This window comes from Chryseobacterium sp. WG14 (genome assembly GCF_024586945.1).
Lineage (GTDB): Bacteria > Bacteroidota > Bacteroidia > Flavobacteriales > Weeksellaceae > Chryseobacterium.
The window spans coordinates 102,055-121,599 of the sequence record NZ_JALCZD010000006.1; the positions used below are offsets into that span (position 1 = coordinate 102,055).

Here is a 19,545-nt window from a genome sequence, read left to right on the forward strand (position 1 = left end):
GGTTATTACCCAAATCTACGTATAAATGTTAATGTAACCTGCTCAGTGCATCCAGTTTTATAAAATATTCATCCAGCAGGTCATAAATAGCTTTCTGGTCTTTTCCCGAAACTTTTTGATCCCAATCTGTATTGACGATTAAATATCTGCCCATCTTTTGATCTTTAAAAAACCATATCACGGAATTCATTCCCGGATCGCCGCCGGTGTGTCCAAAGTTTCCGGTAGAGCCAAAGCCCATTGTGATGCCCATATTGTATTCGTCGCTGTATTCACTGTTGCTTCTGTCCTTGAAGTTTTCGGCTTTCAGCTGTGGCGTAAAATATTCTTTATAACTTTCTTTGGAAAGAATGCTTCCATTTCCAAAATATCCTTTCATCAGTTCCAGAAGGTATTTGCTCATATCACTGGAAGTGGTCAGCAATCCTCCGTCAGGATAAGTGTTGAGTGAATAATAGGGGTAGGGTGTTTGTTTATTGATAAATGTCTGCGTATACTTTGAAAAATTGACAGCATTAAATTTCCAGCCGGAATGATTCATTTGTAAGGGCCCAAGAATATATTTCGCGGTAAATGTGTCATAGGACATTCCTGTTGCCTTTTCCAGAACCAGTGCTGCCAGGGTGGTTCCAATATTGGAATAATTAAAGATCTCACCGGGCTTATTTTCGGTGAATACATCTTTAGCATACCATTTTCCTTTTTCGCTGAGCACATGAGTTAAAAACTCTTCAATGGAAATTTTTGCAGAAGGTGGATTGAAGTGGGTAGGAGAGATGTCAATATGTAGATGGTTGGCGAGATCGACAGTATCTTTTAAAACAACATTATTATTTAAATAGGCGCTATTGTCATTGATAGAAGAGGTGTGGGTGGTCAATTGCCGGATCGTTACCGGGATTTGCGGATGATAGGGATTGGTCACTTTAAATGGAAGATATTGATTAACGGGATCATCCAGTTTTAATTTTCCCAATTCCTGAGCTTTAAGGACTGCAATACCATTTAATGTTTTTGTAACCGAGGCTATATTTTGAACGGTGTTTTCATCATATTTTTGAAAAGGTTTTAAAGTGGCAATACCAAATCCGTTTTGATACAATATATCACGATCATTCACCAGCGCCACTCCAAATCCATTGAAGCTTGTATTCTTACTGATCTTTGCGAGTTTATCCGTTAATTCTTTTTGGGTTCTTTTGAATTCCGGTGACTGTTTTTTCTGTGCCTGGCAGAAAATAATCAGCAAAACAAAAAGAAGATTGTAGTTTAGGTTTTTCATACTGGCTTTTATATAAAAACAATTTCAGTGGTCTAATTATTACATTTTCAGAGTTTTATTTGTATTTTAGAGATAGTGTAGCTGAAAATTATAGCTGATTCAGAGTTAAAATAAAGGCTCTCCATTGAGGTCTGTTGTCAGTACTTCACTCATATAATCAAAAAAGGGACGCATCGCCAGTAAAGTTAATACAACTTCCTTTTGAAAATTATCGGATAAAACCTCTTTATCGGTGAATTTTCGCATGACTACGAATTGCTTTTTTCTGATTAAATCTATAGCCGGATGATTTTTATCAAAACCTCTCGGAGCCGTTTTTACGGAATCACCTTTGAGCTCTCCGAAATATTTTACAAAGGTTTCGTCAGAAGTAATCTTTTCGATTTCTGTAGTACTGATTTCAAATTCTTTACGGAGACGAAGTAAGTCTTTGGTTTCAGGTCCCCAGAATCCGCCTCCTACAAAACTGTTGCCGGGTTCCAGCTGAATATAATATCCACCTCTTAACATCGGTTTTGAACGGGAATATCCCACTCCGAAATTGGTTTTGTACGGCGTCTGATCTTTAGAAAAACGAACATCCCTGTAAATTCTGAAAATATGAATTCCTTTCGGATTATCATATTCCTGAAGTTCAGTATAGATCTGATTAAAAAAATCTTTGTTTTCTTTCACAATCAAATCATATTCAGGCTTGTGTTGGGCAAACCATTCCCTGTTGTTATTTTCTTTTAAATGGCTGAGGAATTCAAATGCTTTTTTCATGATCTTATCTTTCTTTTTTGTTTTTCAAAATTCCTGCAATAGCATCAGAAATTTCAAATAATTTTCCGTTGTGATTGTTTCCTAGCAGAATAATAGTCAGCTTTTTATTGAGATCAGAAACTAATAAGGCTTCATAGTTTCCGTATCTCCCATCGTGTACATGCTCAATTAGTTTTCTGTTTTTAAATTTTGCCTGTCCTAGAGAAGATTGAGTTTCCGGTAGGTTAAATTGCTGCCCCAGCTCAAATAATGAATCTGCGTTGATGACTTTATTGGAATGAAGACAGCCTGACCATTTCAGTAAATCCAGAGTCGTTAAGTAAGTTCCTCCTGTTAGGGGCAGATCCGCTTTGTCTGCCACTGAATCATTATTAAATCCTTTGGCAATGTTGTTTTCATTTTCAAAAGGAGTCATTACAGAAGATGTCATTTTACAAGGCTTAAAAATGAACTTTTCTGCATACAGGTTAAAAGGCATTCCCGTAATCCGCTCCAAAATAAACTGTCTTAGAAAAACATTATTCATGTTGTAATCGTATTGAGTTCCTGGAACAAAATCTAGTTTGTCAATTAATTTTAAATCATCGAAAATGTCCTTATTATTTTTAATTTTTTTCCAATTTACATTGGGTAGTCCGCTTGTATACTGTAACAAATCTTTTATGGTGACTTCACTGGCCCATTTGGGTAATTCCGGAATATATTGGGAAACATGATCTTCTATTTTTAATTTTCCCTGTTCCTGCAATTGAAGCAATGCGACACCACTAAATTCTTTGGTAATAGAACCAATATTAAACCTGTAATCAGTTGTTAATTTCTTTGTTTTTGTAGCATCAGTGAAGCCGAAAGAAGCATGGTAAATAATTCTACTATTTTCTGACACTAAAACATTTCCGTTAAAGTCACCCATCTGATTTGACCGTTTCATCAGAGAATCAATTTGGTTGATCCTGTTTGTTTGTGCCCATGTATTATTCGTTAGAAGTAACAGAATAATGGAAAGTAAGAGGAGTTGTTTACAAGATTGCATGTTTAGTTTTTTGTTCGTGATTTTGAGAATTTTTTATTTTGCTCAAAGTCGTAAGACTTTGAGGAATTGGGTGTCAATAGTTTTTTATATCCAATTTCTATTATTCACAATTCCTTTCGCAACTTCATCTACTTCTTGAATGATCTCATTTTTTGTTGGAGAAGTAGCAATCCGAATTATTTCATTTTTGATAGTATGACTTTGAGTTATAGGGCCAAAAATAGTAATAATCCAATATTTCCATACTTCATCTTCGTTGCTTCTTAAAATCGAAAGTAAGTCTGTTGTAATTTTATCATTGATGCTTTCTAAGTATTCTGAAACAGGTTTTGCCACTGGCCAGTTAAAGTCTTGCAGCCATTCGAGTAAATTCGGAATAATTTCTTTTACATCGTCGTAGGAATAGTTGGTTAGTTTTTCAGCTGTAGATAAATCATCTTTATTTTTTGGAATTAAATCTTTAATATTTTTAATCATTTTTAGCTGTTTTTATAATTTCTGCTTGCTCTCCGAAGTCTCCAAACTTTGGATTACCTATTTTACTGGCAAAGTCGGAAGACTTTGCGTAGCTCATATCACTAAAGTTTAAATTCATTTTAATCATAGTGTTTTTTAGTGTGCGATTGCCAGTTATTGTTTTTTACTATTAGCAGAAGGAGCTTAAAAAAAAAAATCGGGCAACTATACATTTATCCATACACTATTTGAAATGATTTTTTAAAGTTCTGCATTCTTAAATTCTGAATTTACTTTTCACAATCTTTATGCTTGCTTTTCCAGCATTTCTTCTATTTCTTTCAACATTTTTTCTTTTATAATATAGGTCCTCGCAAATTTGTTATTTAAATACATATTAAAATTCATTACTGTTATCCAAACTCCAGTTCTGTCTTGTTGATCTGTAAATGTGGGAAAGAAATTTATTAAGCAGAGAATATTTCGTTTTAATGATCTTGATAATGATGGTTTATGGGCAAAATCATCGATTACGATTAGATTAAATATTTTTTTTCCTAAAGTTTTTCCAAAGATAGTTTCACTAATTGCTCCATACATCATAACTAGTACAACAGACCACAATAAACTTTGAAGAGCTGTCAGGTTACAAAGAAAAATTAAGATTAAAATAAATGGCAATATATCAATGATTTTTGCAAATAATCTTTGCATTTCACTATTCTTAAAATAGGGATTGTATTTGAAATCATATTCATATTCTTCAAAAATTCTATTGCCATACTTGTCAACTATTTTTGATTGTCTACGAATTATTCTGTGAACTTTTAATTCTGATACTCTCAAGGGGGAAAGGATTATCTTACAATTCTAACCTGTTGTAAAACCCCCTTTTCATTTTTATAACTAAAAAAGTAAATTCCACTTCGGACTTTTGATAAATCTATATTTTTATTATAATAGGCAAACCCTGTGCTGATTGGTTTTCCATCCATTGAGAAAATGGTGTATTCGAATTGATTGCTATTATTTTTATTACTGATTACAAAACCATCTCTGGCTGCATTGGTATAGACCCTTGTTTTAGTTTCATGATCTTCATTGGATGTATTTGCAGAAAGTATACTCTCACTAATATCTGCCACTTGTATGCTTTTAATAGCTGAGCTGGTGAGAGACGTTGTACTTCCACCGATGATGTACAGTTTATTGTTATATACTTCCGCTGCAGCATGTCTTCTGGGAATCATATTGGATGATAACTGATGGAATGTATTGGTTGTCGTATCAAAATAGGCCAGAAAAGTTTGATTATTAAAACCACCTACAATAAAAATCTTATTATCGGATACTGCTAATGCGTGTCCCGATATACCAGCAGGCATTGTATATTGCTTGATCCAAAGATTAGTGTTGAGGTCGTATACATTGATCAGACGGGATGGGGTACCGTTAAAACCACCAATGACATAAAGCTTATCATTAACAATTTTGCCCTTTGTTTCTCTGGCTGTGGGCATATCCGGTAATGAATTCCAGGTATTTGAAGCGATATCGTACACCTGAAATTTATTAGAAAATACGGTGTTTTTGGCTCCGCTTAATCCGCTGCCACCAAACACATATATTTTGCCATTATGGATGGCAGAACCTGCATTTCCTGTATAGGAACGATTAACAGCCCCCTTCGTTATTGTATTGGTGGCAAGGTCTACAATTTCAAGATGGCTATTTCCCCAACCATTAAAAATATATATTTTATTATTATAAGTCTCAGAATTAGCAAATTTTTTGGTAAATAGAGTAGAATTGAGAATACTCCAGCTGTTATCAGTAATATTATATTTCTCAATATAATTGGCGATACCTCCTTTTTCCTGATATCCATTGCTCACATATATATTGTCATTTACAATTACACTGGTTATGGCACCCCTACCTGCAGACATATTAGCGAGATTTTTAAAATAAAGTGTTTGTGCATGGGCTGACAATGAGCCCAAAAATAAAAGGAATAATAATTTTGTTTTCAATGGCTTTATGATTTAGTGTTTGTTTTAATTAGTATTACTTAACCCTTCTCAATGTTACTACATTTTGATGACCTCCAATTGCTTCAAAAGCTTCATTTTGATGTTGTATATCCGACCATCCCTTTTTAGCAAGCTCGGATCTGACTTCCTCCTCTGACTTATCTTTTAACAGATGATAAAATGTAAAGTCAACTACTTCTGGCGGTACTCTTTCAATAACATATTTTGTAAGCGCATTAGCTAGTTTGAAATATACAAAAATACCGGTTAACCCAAGCTGTATAATCCAGCTAACAATCCATCCAATCCATCCGGTGTTTATCTTGTTTATTATAAAACCTTGTAAAAATCTTATGTGTAAAAAATTCAAAAATCCAATTCTCTCAAGATTATTTGTATTCAAAATAACTTCATATTGGAAATATTGGTTTGAAATGTAGGTTAAAAGTATCATTGCACCAAACAGATACTGTAACTTATTAAAATCAGTATAGTTTGAGAATCTAAGTACATACTTCATTACAAAGACAAGAGCTGTTGCCACAAGGAATTCAAATAATCCAATAAAGTATACCCCTTTTATCGAAAGCAGCGCGACCAAAAAACCGGTTATCAAGGAAATGCATATGCCACCAATAATTGGTAATGTTATATTTGGAGTTTTTGTTGGCCTGGGTTGTGGTAGGGTTTCAGGAATGATATAATCATCCCAATTGTTTTTCTTTTCTATTTCCTTTTCGAGATCCTTAAGTGCTTGTATATTAAAAGTCTTTAAGGTTTCCTGATAAGCGTAAATAAATAGTTTAACCCTTTTAGAATTTTTCCCATTATCCCATATTTCGTTTCCTAAGGATTCACTTTTTACTGAAACATTACCATTCTTATAGTTCGCTGTAATAATTTCAGTCCAACGCCCGTTTATCCAACCTGTAACTTTATATTTTGCTTCTACATTATAATCGTCTTTATACACCAGATCCCAACCTAGTTTTTCAAATGTTTTTTCTGCAATAGCGATGAAAAGAGCTTCGTTCACAAATGTTCTGAATTCTTCTTTATATTTAGGTGTAAAGCCAATGCTGTGTTTTCGGGATATTGTTTTTTCGTAGTTTCTAAAAATATCTTCCATTTGTAATTTTGAGACCAAGGTTATTGGGTTAATTTTTGTTTCAACTCTTCAGATATCAGATTATTTTCTATCAGATAATCACTTATCATTTTCAAAAATTTCTTTGACTCCTTTAAATAAACTTCATCAAGTGAGGGGGAATCTGTTTCTAAAAAGAGTTGTGCTCTGTGAATAAAGATTCCTGCTCCCTGAAATTCTTTGCTTATGAATAATGTTCCTACTAAGGAAATGTAGGAATAAATTTATACTGAACATGATTTCTTTTCAAATACTGAAGCGGCATCTTTTGATGCATGTGTTGAAAATGTGAAATGATATCAATGTCTTTTATATACTTTTCACTTTCTATGATAAACCAATCGTCAATAATTTCGCCATCCAAATCTGTTTCAAGCTCGTAATAACCGATAGGTTCCAAATCACTAAGATAAATTTCGTTTTTCACATATAGGCCTATGCGTGTTCTGATAATTGGACCACTATATCTTTTGTTGACCAGATATTGATATCCGTCAAACTGTAAGGTGATTTCATTGAGTTCAAAACCACCAACTGCATCTTCAGGATTTTCTGAGAGTATTTTATGAAGAGTCTCGAATGCTGTCTTTTTCAGATCAAATGTTTGAACTCTTGCAGATAATAATAATTCAAGTTCCTGAGCAGTCATAGTGTAGTTATAAGTTTTCAAATCTAAGAATTTAAAGATGATTTTATTACTCAAAATTTGTTTCCAGATCACAATTTATCATCAATAGCATTTAGGGGTATTATCTGAAAATTTTAACCTGCTGCAAAATCCCTTTCTCATTTTTAAAACTAAAAATATAATTTCCAGGCTGTACTCTGGACAGATCTATCATTTTATTGTAATAGGCAAAACCTTTACTGACCTGCTTCCCATCTGTGGAGTAAACCGTGTATGCAAACTGATTGCTGTTATTTTTATTGCTGATGATAAAACCGTCTCTATGTGCATTGGTATAAACTTTTGTTTCCAATACGCGGTTTTCACTGGTTGTATTGGCAAGTGTACTATCACTGATATCTGCTACCTGTATTTTTAATAGCTGATTTGGTTAAAAGACGTCAGAGTGTCTTCTGGGAATCATATTGGAGGATAACTGCTGTACCTTATTGGTTGTGGTATCAAAATAGGCCAGAAAAGTCTGATTACCAAAATTTTCACCAAGCTTTTTCTTCTGTTGCCTGTTAAAAAGGTTGTATTTCATCTTGCTCGATTTTTCAATACTGGTATCCTGTTAAAGTTGTTTTAAAGAGCAAATCGTGTGCACTGTCAAGCTTTTGATCAAAATATCTTTTACAAATTAAAAAAACAAAGTTTTCTCCAACCTGATCTTCACTAAATGTTTCGTCAGGAAATTCGTCTAATACATAAACTTTATTTCCGTTTTCATCTAATTTAGATTTACTTAAAAGTTCTTTTTCTTCGTCAAGCGGCTCACCAATCTCCACAAATGTTCCATCATCTGAATTGCCTGCTCTTGCTCTTATTTTTTTTCCATTCTTTGTCACTGAATATCCCCACAAGTTAATTGCACTATGTAATACTATTGAACAAATTTCAGAATTTGGAAAAATCCGGTTGAATGTTTTTTCGATTGGGGTTTCATTCTCGTCAAAAAATTGCGTTGGAATGCCGGATGCACAAACCAATAAGTTGTTTTTATATGAACCGATATAAACCTTGTTGTCATCAGGATTAATAGCAACTTCAAAAGGCTCATCCTCAATTCTTGTCAGATTATTAAATCCTAGCTCTGTTAGTAGCGTTTCGTTGTCTACCTGTGTCGGTTTATTAATTATTATAGCTGATGCTTTCCAACCCATATCTTATTTTTTTGTCAGTTTGTATGTTCTGCAAAATGGCAGATAATATCCAAATTTACACATTGCTCTAATATAAAACAGATCCAATTGTGTTAATATTTTTAGATTGTTTTCATCAATGACGTAGAATTAAATGTAAAACAACGATCACACTAGACTTTGAGCAGCTTAACGCTCTTTATTTCTTTCTTCGACTTTCAAGAATAAGGTGTGCAGCATCCAGCATTTTAGTCAGATGAATGTATGAATTGACGATATTATTTCAGGTATATTGCGGTAAGCTCCCCGCTGCCCCCTCGCTACCGCACGAATCCTTTCATGTGGTTCAAGTATTATAAATTAAACATTCTAATAATATAATCTAAAAGCCAAAACCATATGATACAATCGTGCGGTAGCGAGGGTCTGTTAATAGATAGATTGTAATGTTAATAATTGATCTCGGTTATTCATATTTTTTTCGTCAAGAATATATCTGAGACTGTATTCACCTTTTTTAGATCGTTGTTATTCAGTCTTCTTTACTTAGATGCAGTTGAAGGAAACCGTCTTTAAGGTTATATTCTTTATGTTTAAATTTTGAGTTCAGTTCACTGTTGTTTCCTAAAACACCGCCAACTCCTGTGATGAGTGGATGAATATTAAAATAAATGTCTGTCACCAAATCTTTGTCTATAAAAGCATTAAAAGCACGTGTTCCACCGCCAACTGCCATTTCGTGCAACCCCTTTTCTGACATATATTCAATAGCTTCTTCGGGACTCTCAACGGTTTTGTAGCCTTTTGATGTATAGGGTTTTTCAGAAAGTATTACGATTTCTATTCCGCTGAAATGTCCTTTGACTTCCTGTGGGAAGGTTAAAAAATTTTCAAAGGTTTTTACACCTATGACAAGGTTCCCAACTTTTTTTGCGAATTCTACATAAAAATCCATTGCTTCTGGTGGCAACTGATGATGTGGATGATCGGATAATAATACTTTACCATTAGCCGAAATGTTGGCAATTACTGTTACTTTCATTTTTATTTTTTTTTTACAGTGTAAAATTATGTGAAAGAAACTTTACCTTTACTATCCATTACCTTTTGGAAAGTAACTATACTATGAGTGCCAAAAAAAATGACATCAGTAAAGAAAAAATATTGGCGCTTAAAGATGCCATTGAATTATTGGGTGGCAAGTGGAAATTCTGTATTCTCCATAATTTGTATCATTACGAAACAATGCGGTTCAAAGATCTGCAGGAGACAGCTCTGGGAATAAGTCCAAAAGTTCTATCCAGAGAGCTGCAGGAACTGGAAGATAATTTACTGATTACCCGAACGGTTAATAACACCAAACCTGTTACCGTGTCGTATGCACTTACCACACACGCCAAAGAAACTGAAGATGTTGTCAATGCCTTAATTAATTTTGGTTTGAAACATAGAAAGAAAATAAAGGAGAAGTGATTGTATATAATTAAAAAGTTATGGTATTATAAATTTTAATAATGTAATCTAAAAGCCAGAGTCACACGATATAATCGTGCGGTAGCGACGATAGTATTTTCAAGTGTCAATTATTTACCTGCCAGTTGTTTTATGCCTCCAAACTGCAATTACATTTGTATCTGCATGGTGTTCATCAGGGTTATTTTCCAGAAGTCGTTTTTTGATGTCATATGCTTTTTCAAATTCGTCAATAAGTCCTTTGTTGTTTAGGTCTGTTGGTAAAAATGTTTCTAAGAAGCCACCACAATTAGTCAAAGCACTAATGTTGAAATCTTGATCAAGCAGTTCATACCCTATAAATTCAAACCCGTCCATATTAATTTGGCTGCATTCCTGATCTGGTGCTACAACAACTGCCAGAAGATTGAACTTTTCTTTCGAACTTAATCTTTTAAATACAAAATCAAGGGTTGTAAAAAAGCCTGTTTGGTATTGTTCAATAACGTGAATATAATCCCAATCGTTGGCATTATCATAGTCTGGCTCAACTAAAATTTCATTTAGCATTCCATCCAGCGAAACAAGTTCTTTGAGATGACTTAGTTTAGACCATTCAATATACTTATCCCAAGACGTTCCGTCTTCATAGTTCTTATCGTATATTCCTCTTGCAGTAAATAAAAATGTCATTGTTTTTTCTGTTATTGTTTTGCTAATGCTTGTTTTTAGAAGCTTTCCTGATTTTGGATAATTATTTTATTTGCGCAAAGTTGGGAGAATTGTGTGAAACTGGATGATCTGGGAAATTTACTTAACATAATCCCCTGCAACAATAGATTTTTCCATTTGCCCGACAATTTCAGAAACGGGAATGGTAAATATCCCGGCATTTCCTTTGTCAAAATCTTTTCTCCAGTAAGAATAGCCGTCCATTTCAAGGGAATCTGGTTTTTTGCCTGTCTTATTTTTCAGGCTAGTGACACTTTTGTCTAAAGCTTCTTCTGAAATAGGAAGATGGCTGATGTATTCTGCAAAACCTTTGGGACTGGCAGGGTTTCTCATTTTTAAACCACTGATGGAAATATGAATTACTTTTCCGGTTTTAGGATATTCCTCAATCTTTAAAATTTTAAGAATTGAGCTTTTTTCCGTAGGACGGGTTTTGTACTGCCATTCCTGGCCGACAATGTATTTGCCTTTCTCAGTACAACTGAAGAATAGCAAAAATAGTACTGCTATTAAAGTATAGAGTTTCATGAACGGCCGGTTATTAGTTTTGCATATTTGCTCGTTATAGAAACAAATATAGGTAAAATCTGGGGAATAGGAAATGGGGAGTGGGTATTTTAGCAGGGGTAATGATAAAGAATCTGAAATGGGGAGACCTAGGATTTTATTGTGGATTCATATTGAAAGGTTGTGTGAAAATGGGTTATGATTTTCCTTCGTTGATATACTCCTGGTAATCTTGTTCTAAATTATTAATTTCCTTAATTAAGAAGACATAAATATTTCCCTCAAATACTTCGTAATCCTCCTCGTCATATTTGTCATACTCAACTTTTATCATCCCGCTGTCGGTATATGCCCGATAGAGGTTTTCCGCTGCGCAAAGTCTCCCGACTTTGAGCACTTATTTTCATTCATCATAATTATTATATTTCCAAAATTCATTTTTCTTAGTAGGATCTATGACTGGATTTTCAGCAATCTCAACCTCAAGTAATCCTTTTCCAAAAACATAATTACCAGCTGAAGAATAAAGATAATGATATCCTTTTTCAACAAATCCAGCCCTTACAGGATTGAGATGGATATAATTTAACTTATCCCACATAAAATGTGATGTAAATATTTCCTCAGCATGATTCCCATATTGCCAAAATTGATAGCACTTATTTCTATTATGCATTTCGATTGCTTTTGAGAATCTCTCTAACATCCACGCTTTTCTACTTTCAGGTTCACTTTTGATTTTTTCCAGGATATTTTTGGCGGTAAATTTTTTAAAGTCTCTTAATAAATCTGATAAATTATGACTTTTTGATTGTACTATTAAATGAATGTGATTAGTCATGATGACATAGCCGTACACTATCATTCCTTTATTTTTGATACAATATTTTAGCGCTTCTATAACGATATCTCTATAGGTTTTTCGGGAAAAAACATCAATCCAATCTATAACTGTACAAGTAATAAAATGAGGTTTATCCTGATCTCTTATAATATAACCTTCTTTCATTGTGTTTGTTTTATTCTAAATATATAAATTTTAGAATAACTATTGAAGGTCTTACTATACAAATAAAGTCAACCTTTAAAGATTGACTTTGTTATATTGCTAGCTCAAAGTCGGGAGACTTTGCGCAGCGGGGGGAGTTTTTTAATTATTTTCAGGATTTTTAAATTTTGGTTCGGTTAGAATACTCTCTCGAAAGCAGCTTATAATAAATTTTTCTCCATCTTCAATATAATAGTATGTATCTTCATTATTCTATTCTTTGATGGAAGCTCAAAAATATTCCATAGGTTTACTGCTTCTTTTAATATTGCTTTTCCAATTCCTAATCCTTTAAAACCCTCATATACGTACATGTGCGCTAACTGAATTTTATCCTCGTCTTCATGCTCTATTTGAGTGAATTCAAAGCATCCACAAACTAAATTTGATTCATCTATTGCGATTAAAAATAAGAGGTCATTTGTATATAAATATATTTTATACTCTTCTTTATATGTACTTAGAAAATTTGAATTGTCTAATAGAGCTTTTGATAATATCGTCCCTAGTTGTGGATCCATATGATTTAAAATTTAATTATGTTATACCTATTCTCGCTAAATTAAGACCATTTATAAGAAGTTTTTATTTGTCCTTTGTTAGTTTTTCCAGTTCTTCTTTATATATCAACTTATTCAGAGATTGGCTTAATGTAAAAATATTTACAATGTTATATACAATTAATATAAAGCTATAATTAGTTAAAAGTATAAGGATTAGTAAATTTATAGCATTAAATACTTCTACTAATTTGGATTCGATTTCAAATTGAATTTCAGTAGTGAATTTTACAATTAGAAAATAACAAACAGTAATTAACAATACTAAAATTGCCAAAGCAAATAATGCTATTGCTTGTTGATAAACTGAAAACTTAGGAAGTTTATTATCATTTCCCAATTGTTCAGTACGAATTTTTAAACTATAAAATTTTTCAATTGTAGATTTGAAGACTCCATAATTTAAAAAACCTACAACTAAAGAATATGCGGTCATTGTAAATCCACAAAATGTTACAAATGCAGGTAAGAATGTAGTAACATAAATTTTTAATAGATCAAAGTACTCTCTGTCTGTTATAAAATTTTTGACAAAAAAGAATAAAACATTAATACAAATGATTAATAATCCAGAAACTATGTATACAGGTTTTTTGTATAATTTTCTATTCCAAATTATACTGAATAAACCTTTAAAAGAATTTTCAAATTCTTCTTTTTTATTTAAAGTCTCCATTTCCTTAATGAATCTCGTAAAATAGAAATTAGTGGATTAATTTCTTTTTTAACTTTAATTTTAAAATTTTCAAATTCATTTTTTGTATTTATAATCACTTTGTTATCAAATGAGTTTGTTCCAGTTGCTTTTAGAGTGCCATTTTCTTTACTTAATTCAATTCCTCCTTTTATTAACTTAGAATCTAAATTTAATGATTCCTTTTTTTCAGAATCGAATTCAGCTTTGTATTTATTGACATTTGATTCTTTTAATAAAGTATCCATAAATAATTTTTCATCATCTCCCAAATCATCATTAGTATAACTAATTTCTAATTGTAGTTTGTCCAAGGTTTTGAAATTGAATATTTTTTCAACTTCATCTACACTTTTTGCGATATCTATATTGAAGTAGCTTTCAGTTTCATAAATTTTAAGTAATGCTTCCTTAAAAAATAATTCAACTTGTTTCGGAGTGACTTTTGATTTTATTGGAAGTAATAGTCTATGAACTGCTGGTATAAAATAAAAAGGTATTTCGTATGCGTTTGGTTTTACAACAGCATTTGGGTTACCTGGTTTTATTTCTTTACGTTTAGTATCATAATGTTTATCTTTTTCATCTTCAATTTTATACTTAATAAATTCACATTCATAAATTTCATAACTTTTATATTGAAGTTCATAAAATTCACTGCCTAGTAATGACTTATTAATTGGGTTTTTATCAATTTTTTTTAAAACTAACCCATTCTTATTTCCAATTTTAACATTGAAATCTGTAAAATTAAAAATTTGATTAATCATTTGAGAATACAAAGCCTGTTTATTATCCTCTTTTGAGTGAATTTTAATATTAATAATATTGAACTGTTCTTCAGTGTAATCTTTTTTAATTAGTGACATGGTATTAATTAATTTATTGAAAATAATAAAATTTCATTATATGTATATTTTTGGAAAACTGTTTATAACAACCAAATTTACGCATTGACCCAATATATAATTATGTTAATGTTGTTTTGGTTTTAGCTATCTATTTTTAATTTTTAAATATAAAATATAAATATAGTATTTCCTTACGGGAAACCATATTTCAAACAAAAACCGCCCCACAAAAGCAGAGCGGTTCATATATAAATTTGTCTTAGCAACTTGCTACTACATCATTCCTGGCATTCCACCACCCATTGGCATAGCTGGTTCGTCTTTTTTCACTTCAGTGATTACACACTCAGTAGTAAGAAGCATTCCAGATACAGAAGCTGCATTTTCAAGGGCAACTCTTGTTACTTTAGTTGGGTCAATGATACCTGCTTCAAGCATGTGAACATACTCGTCAGTTTTAGCATTGTATCCGAAGTCTCCAGAACCTTCTGCTACTTTAGCAACGATTACAGAACCTTCACCACCTGCGTTAGCAACGATTTGTCTTAATGGCTCCTCGATAGCTCTCTTAACGATTTTAATCCCTGTAGTTTCGTCAGCATTGATTCCGGTAAGGTTTTCCAAAGCAGAGATTGCTCTTACTAAAGCAACACCACCACCTGCAACGATACCTTCTTCTACAGCTGCTCTTGTAGCGTGTAATGCATCGTCTACTCTGTCTTTTTTCTCTTTCATTTCCACTTCAGAAGCTGCTCCTACATAAAGTACAGCAACACCACCAGCTAACTTAGCTAATCTTTCCTGAAGTTTCTCTCTGTCGTAGTCAGAAGTTGTAGTTTCCATCTGAGCTTTGATCTGAGCTACTCTTCCTTTGATTTTCGCTTCATCACCACCACCGTTTACGATTGTTGTGTTGTCTTTATCGATTGTTACTTTCTCAGCTGTTCCAAGCATATCTAAAGAGATGTTTTCCATCGTAAAACCTTGCTCTTCAGAAATTACCTGTCCACCAGTAAGGATCGCGATATCTTCTAACATTGCTTTTCTTCTGTCTCCAAATCCTGGAGCTTTTACAGCAGCAATTTTAAGAGAACCTCTTAATTTGTTTACCACTAAAGTAGCTAAAGCTTCACCTTCCACTTCTTCAGAGATAATCAATAGAGACTTACCACCTTGTGCAATTGGCTCAAGAACCGGAAGCAATTCTTTCATTGAAGAAATTTTCTTCTCTACTAAAAGGATATATGGGTTTTCTACTTCAGCTACCATTTTCTCAGGGTTAGTCACGAAGTATGGAGACTGGTATCCTCTGTCAAACTGCATACCTTCTACAACATCTACAGTTGTATCGATACCTTTAGCTTCTTCTACCGTGATTACCCCTTCTTTACCTACTTTTCCGAAAGCTTCAGCGATCAAAGATCCGATAGTTTCGTCGTTGTTCGCAGAAACTGAAGCTACCTGCTTCACCATTTCTGTAGAATCTCCAACTGTTTTAGATTGAGATTTAAGGTTTTCAACAACAGCAGTTACTGCTTTGTCGATTCCTCTTTTAAGATCCATTGGGTTAGCACCAGCAGCTACATTCTTAAGACCTTCTCTTACGATAGCCTGTGCCAAAACAGTAGCGGTAGTAGTACCGTCTCCTGCGATATCATTAGTTTTGGACGCAACTTCTTTTACCATTTGCGCTCCCATATTTTCTACTCTGTCTTCAAGTTCGATTTCTTTTGCTACAGAAACACCATCCTTAGTTACGTGAGGAGCACCGAAAGATTTTTCGATTACTACGTTTCTACCTTTAGGACCTAAAGTTACTTTTACTGCATTAGCCAATGCATCAACACCTCTCTTTAACGCGTCTCTTGATTCAATATCGAATTTTATTTCTTTTGCCATATTGTTTAGCTTTTGGCGACTGGCTGTTAGCTTTTGGCTTTATGCAAGTCGCAATTTGATTTTTAATTTTAGTTTACTTTTAGCTTATTCCACAATGTTATAAGCTTCTTTTTCAGTATTGTTAATTCTTCCAAAATATTTTGATAATCATTTTCATGAATGTATCCCAAATCTTTAGCAAGAATTAATTGGTTTTCGGCTTCATTGGATGATCCTAATGCAATATTGATGAAATGGGCGAATTCCTTATCTGAATTTCTGCCGCTTCCTTCTGAAATATTATATCCAATTGACGCAAATGATCTTCTTATTTGAGAAGTAAGTCCAAAAACTTCTTCTTTCGGAAAGTTTTTGGTTGAAGTATATACTTTTAAAGTCAATTGATGACTTAATTGCCAAACTTCAAATTTTTTAAAATCTCTCATGAATTAAATTCTATGTAGAAGGCCATTTGCCAGAAGCCAATAGCTAGAAGCTTACCCGATAATTCCCAATAAATCAGCTTCTTTTACAATTAAGTAATCTTTTCCTTCCAATTTCAATTCAGAACCTGAATATTTTCCATAAAGAACTTTGTCACCTACCTGAACAGTTGTAGGTTCATCTTTTTTACCAGGACCTACTGCCACTACAGTACCTTCTTGCGGCTTTTCCTTTGCAGTGTCCGGGATAATAATACCTGATGCTGTTTTAGTTTCTGCAGCAATTGGCTCTACTAGAACTCTGTCTGCTAATGGTTTAAAGTTTACTGACATAATATATTTATTTTTTAAGTATTTCTGTAGTATAATTCTCTAAATGTATGCCATCAGGGGTCAGTGGATGAAATGGCAGATTTTTGTCGGGGGATGTGAAAATTTGGCAGAAAAATAAAAACAGAAAGCCGGAAAATCTTCCGGCTTTTATTGAACACTATGAGTTGGTTTTTACTATGGGCAATATTGTCCGGGTCCAATCCATAGGATACATTGTCCTTTGTAATTGTATTCACAGCAAAAGCGTCCTATAGCGCCGCCGTTGATTGATTTCTGAGCATCTCTGCTTAATAATTTAGCATTTTTCATAGTTAATAATATATAAGGTGTACAATTCCTGAACATTTAACGTCAATCAGGTTTTTGACATTTGGTGTTTAGTGGATCAAATATAAATATTTTTCCTTAATGTGTGATATGTTTTTGTGTTTTTTTTGAAAATAATGATTTGGTTATCAGGTGTTAAATGATATTTTTTTATTTATTGTATTGTTTCTATTGACATTTTTCTTGTTCCCGATTCAATGTCCTGTTTGAGGATTTTCCGTGTTTCAGAATCAATATAATAGGTTACAGTCGTTGTTTTTTCTGTAATGTCGTCAGCGGTTTTTACGATCCATACTTTTTTATGCTGATAGTCCCCTTTTTCTACACTTTGGATGTAGGCTTTCATTATTCCTTTCTTTACCGCATTGGGATTATAATCAAAAATGGAAATTTCTGCGGTGTAGTGTTCTTTCAAGGGTAGAAACCTGATCAGTGTCGGATAACTGCTGCTGTCAAAATAATGGGTAGCAGGCATGTCAATATCATCTTTTTTCTGAGTTTTCTTATCAAGATAATACCCGGTTACTTTGTTTTTGTGGTAGGTAAAAACCATATCGCGGTTCATATTAAAGGATGAATGGCGTATCGGCTGAAGATTGGCGGTTTTCACAAGGGTGGAATCTACCCAAGGGGTATTGGGCATCTGCTTCATTTTTACGGTGGTCTCTATGAGCAGATCTGTTGTGTTTAATTTTTTAATCTGGGTAGTAATGTTACCGATTTTTATTTTTTGACCGGCATTTTCAGCATACCATACTGCTTCAGATGTTTCGTCCTGTATGAGCTGGAGATCAATACTGGTATTGGATGGGGTAAGCAGTTGTTGTGAAAATACATGAGTACTGCCTATGAGCAAAAGGATCAGAAATGTTTTCATAGCTTTTTTGCTGATAAGTAGTTTTGGCTTTCAAAAAGTTACATTTTGATTAAGCTTTTAAATCTATGATAGGTTAATCTGTTGAAACTATGGTAGAACTTTTTTCTGCTGCTGGTTGAATTTTGAAATAATGGCTCCGGCTACTGCAATGCCTATAAAGTTGGTGACTGATCTGGCTTCATTCATAAAACGGTCTACGCTGTAAAGCAGAGCTAAATCTGTAAGGGGTATTTTTCCAAATCTGTTCAGGGTAAATATAAGAGCTAAAAATCCGGAACCGGGAACTCCTGACGCTGTTTTTGAGGTAAAAGAAATAATGATAAACAGCCAGATATAATCATTAATCGTCAGTGAGATATTATAAAACTGAACAAGGAAACAACAGGTTACCGAAATATAAATACAGGCTCCTGCCAGATTGAAGTTATAGCCTAAAGGAATAATAAATCTTAAAATCTTCCTGCTGTAGCCCTCAGACTCCATTTTTTCAAAAATTAATGGGAATGCTGTTTTGGAAGTAGAGGTAGTAATGACCAGGATAATTTCCTCCTTGATATTAAGCAGGAATTTGAGCAGGTTGAATTTGAAAAGGTAGGAGATCAATCCTAATATTCCGAAAATAAAGACAATGTCTGCCAGATATACCGTAGCCACCACTTTACTAAGCGGCAACAGGGTATTGATCCCATAGATAGCTACTCCGTAAGCAATATTACAAAAGATGATGATGGGAAGAACAAGATAGAGATATTTAATAAAAATATAAAAAATGCTTAACCCCTTATCCAGCAGTTTCAAAAACTTCTTCCTTCCTTTTGAAAGATTCATGGATATTCCCAGGACTATGGACAGAATAAGAAATAGGCCGTGTCTGTTCAGGTATAAAATGGTAGAAATTTTTCCATCTTTTATTTCGAAAGTTTTGGGAAGAGACGTATTGATTTTGCTGGTATTAATGCCTGTGTCAGCGCCCGGCTGTATGATGGAGCCAAAGATAAATCCCAGTACAATAGCTATTGAGCTGATGATAAGAAAATATAAAATCGTTTGCCATACGATGCGTGTTGCATTTTTAATATCAGAAAGCTGGCATATCCCGTACATAATTGCCATAAAAATAATGGGTAGGATAATAGACTCCAGAATGATGAAGAAATACCGGCTTACCACGCCCAGCTTTATGCTTGCTTCCGGAGCATAATGACCTGTCAGTACTCCGCCTATAATGGCTGTGAATACATATAAGGTAAGATTTTTCAGGTACCTGCCGGTAAATGTTTTCTGAGACTGTAAGAGATTCATTCGTGGAAGATATGCG

25 protein-coding genes are annotated in these 19,545 nt (G+C 33.4%); 1 reads left to right on the forward strand and 24 read right to left on the reverse strand.

The features are described 5' to 3' along the window. Positions 1-28 precede the first annotated feature (28 nt). From MP478_RS12170 to MP478_RS12230, 13 genes are all read right to left on the reverse strand, one after another. The gene (locus MP478_RS12170) at positions 29-1,282 is read right to left on the reverse strand and encodes a serine hydrolase (RefSeq protein WP_257200595.1); all 1,254 of its coding nucleotides are present in this window, start codon (positions 1,280-1,282) and stop codon (positions 29-31) included. A 105-nt stretch (positions 1,283-1,387) separates the two neighbouring features. Beyond that, on the reverse strand, positions 1,388-2,047 hold the full coding sequence (locus MP478_RS12175) for a DUF2461 domain-containing protein (protein ID WP_257200596.1): 660 nt from the start codon (positions 2,045-2,047) through the stop codon (positions 1,388-1,390). 4 nt (positions 2,048-2,051) lie between these two features. Further along, positions 2,052-2,978, reverse strand: coding sequence for a serine hydrolase (locus tag MP478_RS12180; protein WP_257200597.1), 927 nt, complete (start codon positions 2,976-2,978; stop codon positions 2,052-2,054). 186 nt (positions 2,979-3,164) lie between these two features. Beyond that, on the reverse strand, positions 3,165-3,557 hold the full coding sequence (locus MP478_RS12185) for a DUF5071 domain-containing protein (protein WP_257200598.1): 393 nt from the start codon (positions 3,555-3,557) through the stop codon (positions 3,165-3,167). Next, a complete protein-coding gene (locus MP478_RS12190; RefSeq protein ID WP_257200599.1) occupies positions 3,550-3,675 on the reverse strand; it encodes a hypothetical protein in 126 nt (41 codons plus the stop codon). Before MP478_RS12190 ends, MP478_RS12185 begins: the two co-directional genes overlap by 8 nt. Before the next feature lie 167 nt (positions 3,676-3,842). Further along, positions 3,843-4,382 carry an RDD family protein gene (locus MP478_RS12195; RefSeq protein ID WP_257200600.1) on the reverse strand — a complete coding sequence of 180 codons (540 nt, stop codon included), beginning with the start codon at positions 4,380-4,382 and terminating at the stop codon, positions 3,843-3,845. An 11-nt stretch (positions 4,383-4,393) separates the two neighbouring features. Continuing rightward, on the reverse strand, positions 4,394-5,485 hold the full coding sequence (locus tag MP478_RS12200) for a T9SS C-terminal target domain-containing protein (protein ID WP_257200601.1): 1,092 nt from the start codon (positions 5,483-5,485) through the stop codon (positions 4,394-4,396). A 118-nt stretch (positions 5,486-5,603) separates the two neighbouring features. Next, complete coding sequence (locus MP478_RS12205) at positions 5,604-6,698, reverse strand: hypothetical protein (RefSeq protein ID WP_257200602.1); 1,095 nt, start codon at positions 6,696-6,698, stop codon at positions 5,604-5,606. 220 nt (positions 6,699-6,918) lie between these two features. After that, complete coding sequence (locus MP478_RS12210; protein ID WP_257200603.1) at positions 6,919-7,386, reverse strand: hypothetical protein; 468 nt, start codon at positions 7,384-7,386, stop codon at positions 6,919-6,921. Positions 7,387-7,465: 79 nt separating this feature from the next. Beyond that, positions 7,466-7,696, reverse strand: a complete 231-nt coding sequence (locus MP478_RS12215; protein ID WP_257200604.1) for a T9SS type A sorting domain-containing protein — start codon at positions 7,694-7,696, stop codon at positions 7,466-7,468. Between the two features lie 78 nt (positions 7,697-7,774). Then, positions 7,775-7,927 carry a hypothetical protein gene (locus tag MP478_RS12220; RefSeq protein WP_257200605.1) on the reverse strand — a complete coding sequence of 51 codons (153 nt, stop codon included), beginning with the start codon at positions 7,925-7,927 and terminating at the stop codon, positions 7,775-7,777. A 13-nt stretch (positions 7,928-7,940) separates the two neighbouring features. After that, positions 7,941-8,546, reverse strand: coding sequence for a hypothetical protein (locus tag MP478_RS12225; RefSeq protein ID WP_257200606.1), 606 nt, complete (start codon positions 8,544-8,546; stop codon positions 7,941-7,943). Positions 8,547-9,057: 511 nt separating this feature from the next. After that, entirely contained in the window at positions 9,058-9,567 is a 510-nt protein-coding gene (locus MP478_RS12230) for a dihydrofolate reductase family protein (RefSeq protein ID WP_257200607.1), read from the reverse strand. 83 nt (positions 9,568-9,650) lie between these two features. Here MP478_RS12230 and MP478_RS12235 point away from each other — a divergent pair, with 83 nt between their 5' ends. Beyond that, positions 9,651-9,998 (forward strand): helix-turn-helix domain-containing protein, encoded by a 348-nt coding sequence (locus MP478_RS12235; RefSeq protein ID WP_257200608.1) that lies wholly within the window; start codon positions 9,651-9,653, stop codon positions 9,996-9,998. Between the two features lie 114 nt (positions 9,999-10,112). Here the strand turns inward: MP478_RS12235 and MP478_RS12240 are convergent, their stop codons facing one another. From MP478_RS12240 to MP478_RS12290, 11 genes are all read right to left on the reverse strand, one after another. Further along, complete coding sequence (locus MP478_RS12240) at positions 10,113-10,670, reverse strand: hypothetical protein (RefSeq protein ID WP_257189790.1); 558 nt, start codon at positions 10,668-10,670, stop codon at positions 10,113-10,115. A 117-nt stretch (positions 10,671-10,787) separates the two neighbouring features. After that, entirely contained in the window at positions 10,788-11,237 is a 450-nt protein-coding gene (locus MP478_RS12245) for a hypothetical protein (RefSeq protein WP_257189789.1), read from the reverse strand. Between the two features lie 382 nt (positions 11,238-11,619). Next, entirely contained in the window at positions 11,620-12,225 is a 606-nt protein-coding gene (locus MP478_RS12250) for a transposase (RefSeq protein ID WP_257200609.1), read from the reverse strand. Positions 12,226-12,425: 200 nt separating this feature from the next. Further along, positions 12,426-12,785 (reverse strand): GNAT family N-acetyltransferase, encoded by a 360-nt coding sequence (locus MP478_RS12255; RefSeq protein ID WP_257200610.1) that lies wholly within the window; start codon positions 12,783-12,785, stop codon positions 12,426-12,428. Between the two features lie 64 nt (positions 12,786-12,849). After that, positions 12,850-13,500 carry a hypothetical protein gene (locus MP478_RS12260; RefSeq protein ID WP_257200611.1) on the reverse strand — a complete coding sequence of 217 codons (651 nt, stop codon included), beginning with the start codon at positions 13,498-13,500 and terminating at the stop codon, positions 12,850-12,852. Next, the gene (locus MP478_RS12265; protein ID WP_257200612.1) at positions 13,488-14,387 is read right to left on the reverse strand and encodes a DUF4747 family protein; all 900 of its coding nucleotides are present in this window, start codon (positions 14,385-14,387) and stop codon (positions 13,488-13,490) included. Before MP478_RS12265 ends, MP478_RS12260 begins: the two co-directional genes overlap by 13 nt. Before the next feature lie 255 nt (positions 14,388-14,642). Beyond that, the gene (groL, locus tag MP478_RS12270) at positions 14,643-16,268 is read right to left on the reverse strand and encodes a chaperonin GroEL (protein ID WP_230038159.1); all 1,626 of its coding nucleotides are present in this window, start codon (positions 16,266-16,268) and stop codon (positions 14,643-14,645) included. A gap of 68 nt (positions 16,269-16,336) precedes the next feature. Continuing rightward, entirely contained in the window at positions 16,337-16,693 is a 357-nt protein-coding gene (locus tag MP478_RS12275) for a four helix bundle protein (RefSeq protein WP_257200613.1), read from the reverse strand. A gap of 51 nt (positions 16,694-16,744) precedes the next feature. Beyond that, the gene (gene groES, locus MP478_RS12280) at positions 16,745-17,023 is read right to left on the reverse strand and encodes a co-chaperone GroES (protein WP_045500963.1); all 279 of its coding nucleotides are present in this window, start codon (positions 17,021-17,023) and stop codon (positions 16,745-16,747) included. 481 nt (positions 17,024-17,504) lie between these two features. Next, positions 17,505-18,227 (reverse strand): hypothetical protein, encoded by a 723-nt coding sequence (locus tag MP478_RS12285; RefSeq protein ID WP_257200614.1) that lies wholly within the window; start codon positions 18,225-18,227, stop codon positions 17,505-17,507. Positions 18,228-18,314: 87 nt separating this feature from the next. After that, positions 18,315-19,529 carry a cation:dicarboxylate symporter family transporter gene (locus MP478_RS12290; protein ID WP_257200615.1) on the reverse strand — a complete coding sequence of 405 codons (1,215 nt, stop codon included), beginning with the start codon at positions 19,527-19,529 and terminating at the stop codon, positions 18,315-18,317. Positions 19,530-19,545 lie beyond the last annotated feature (16 nt).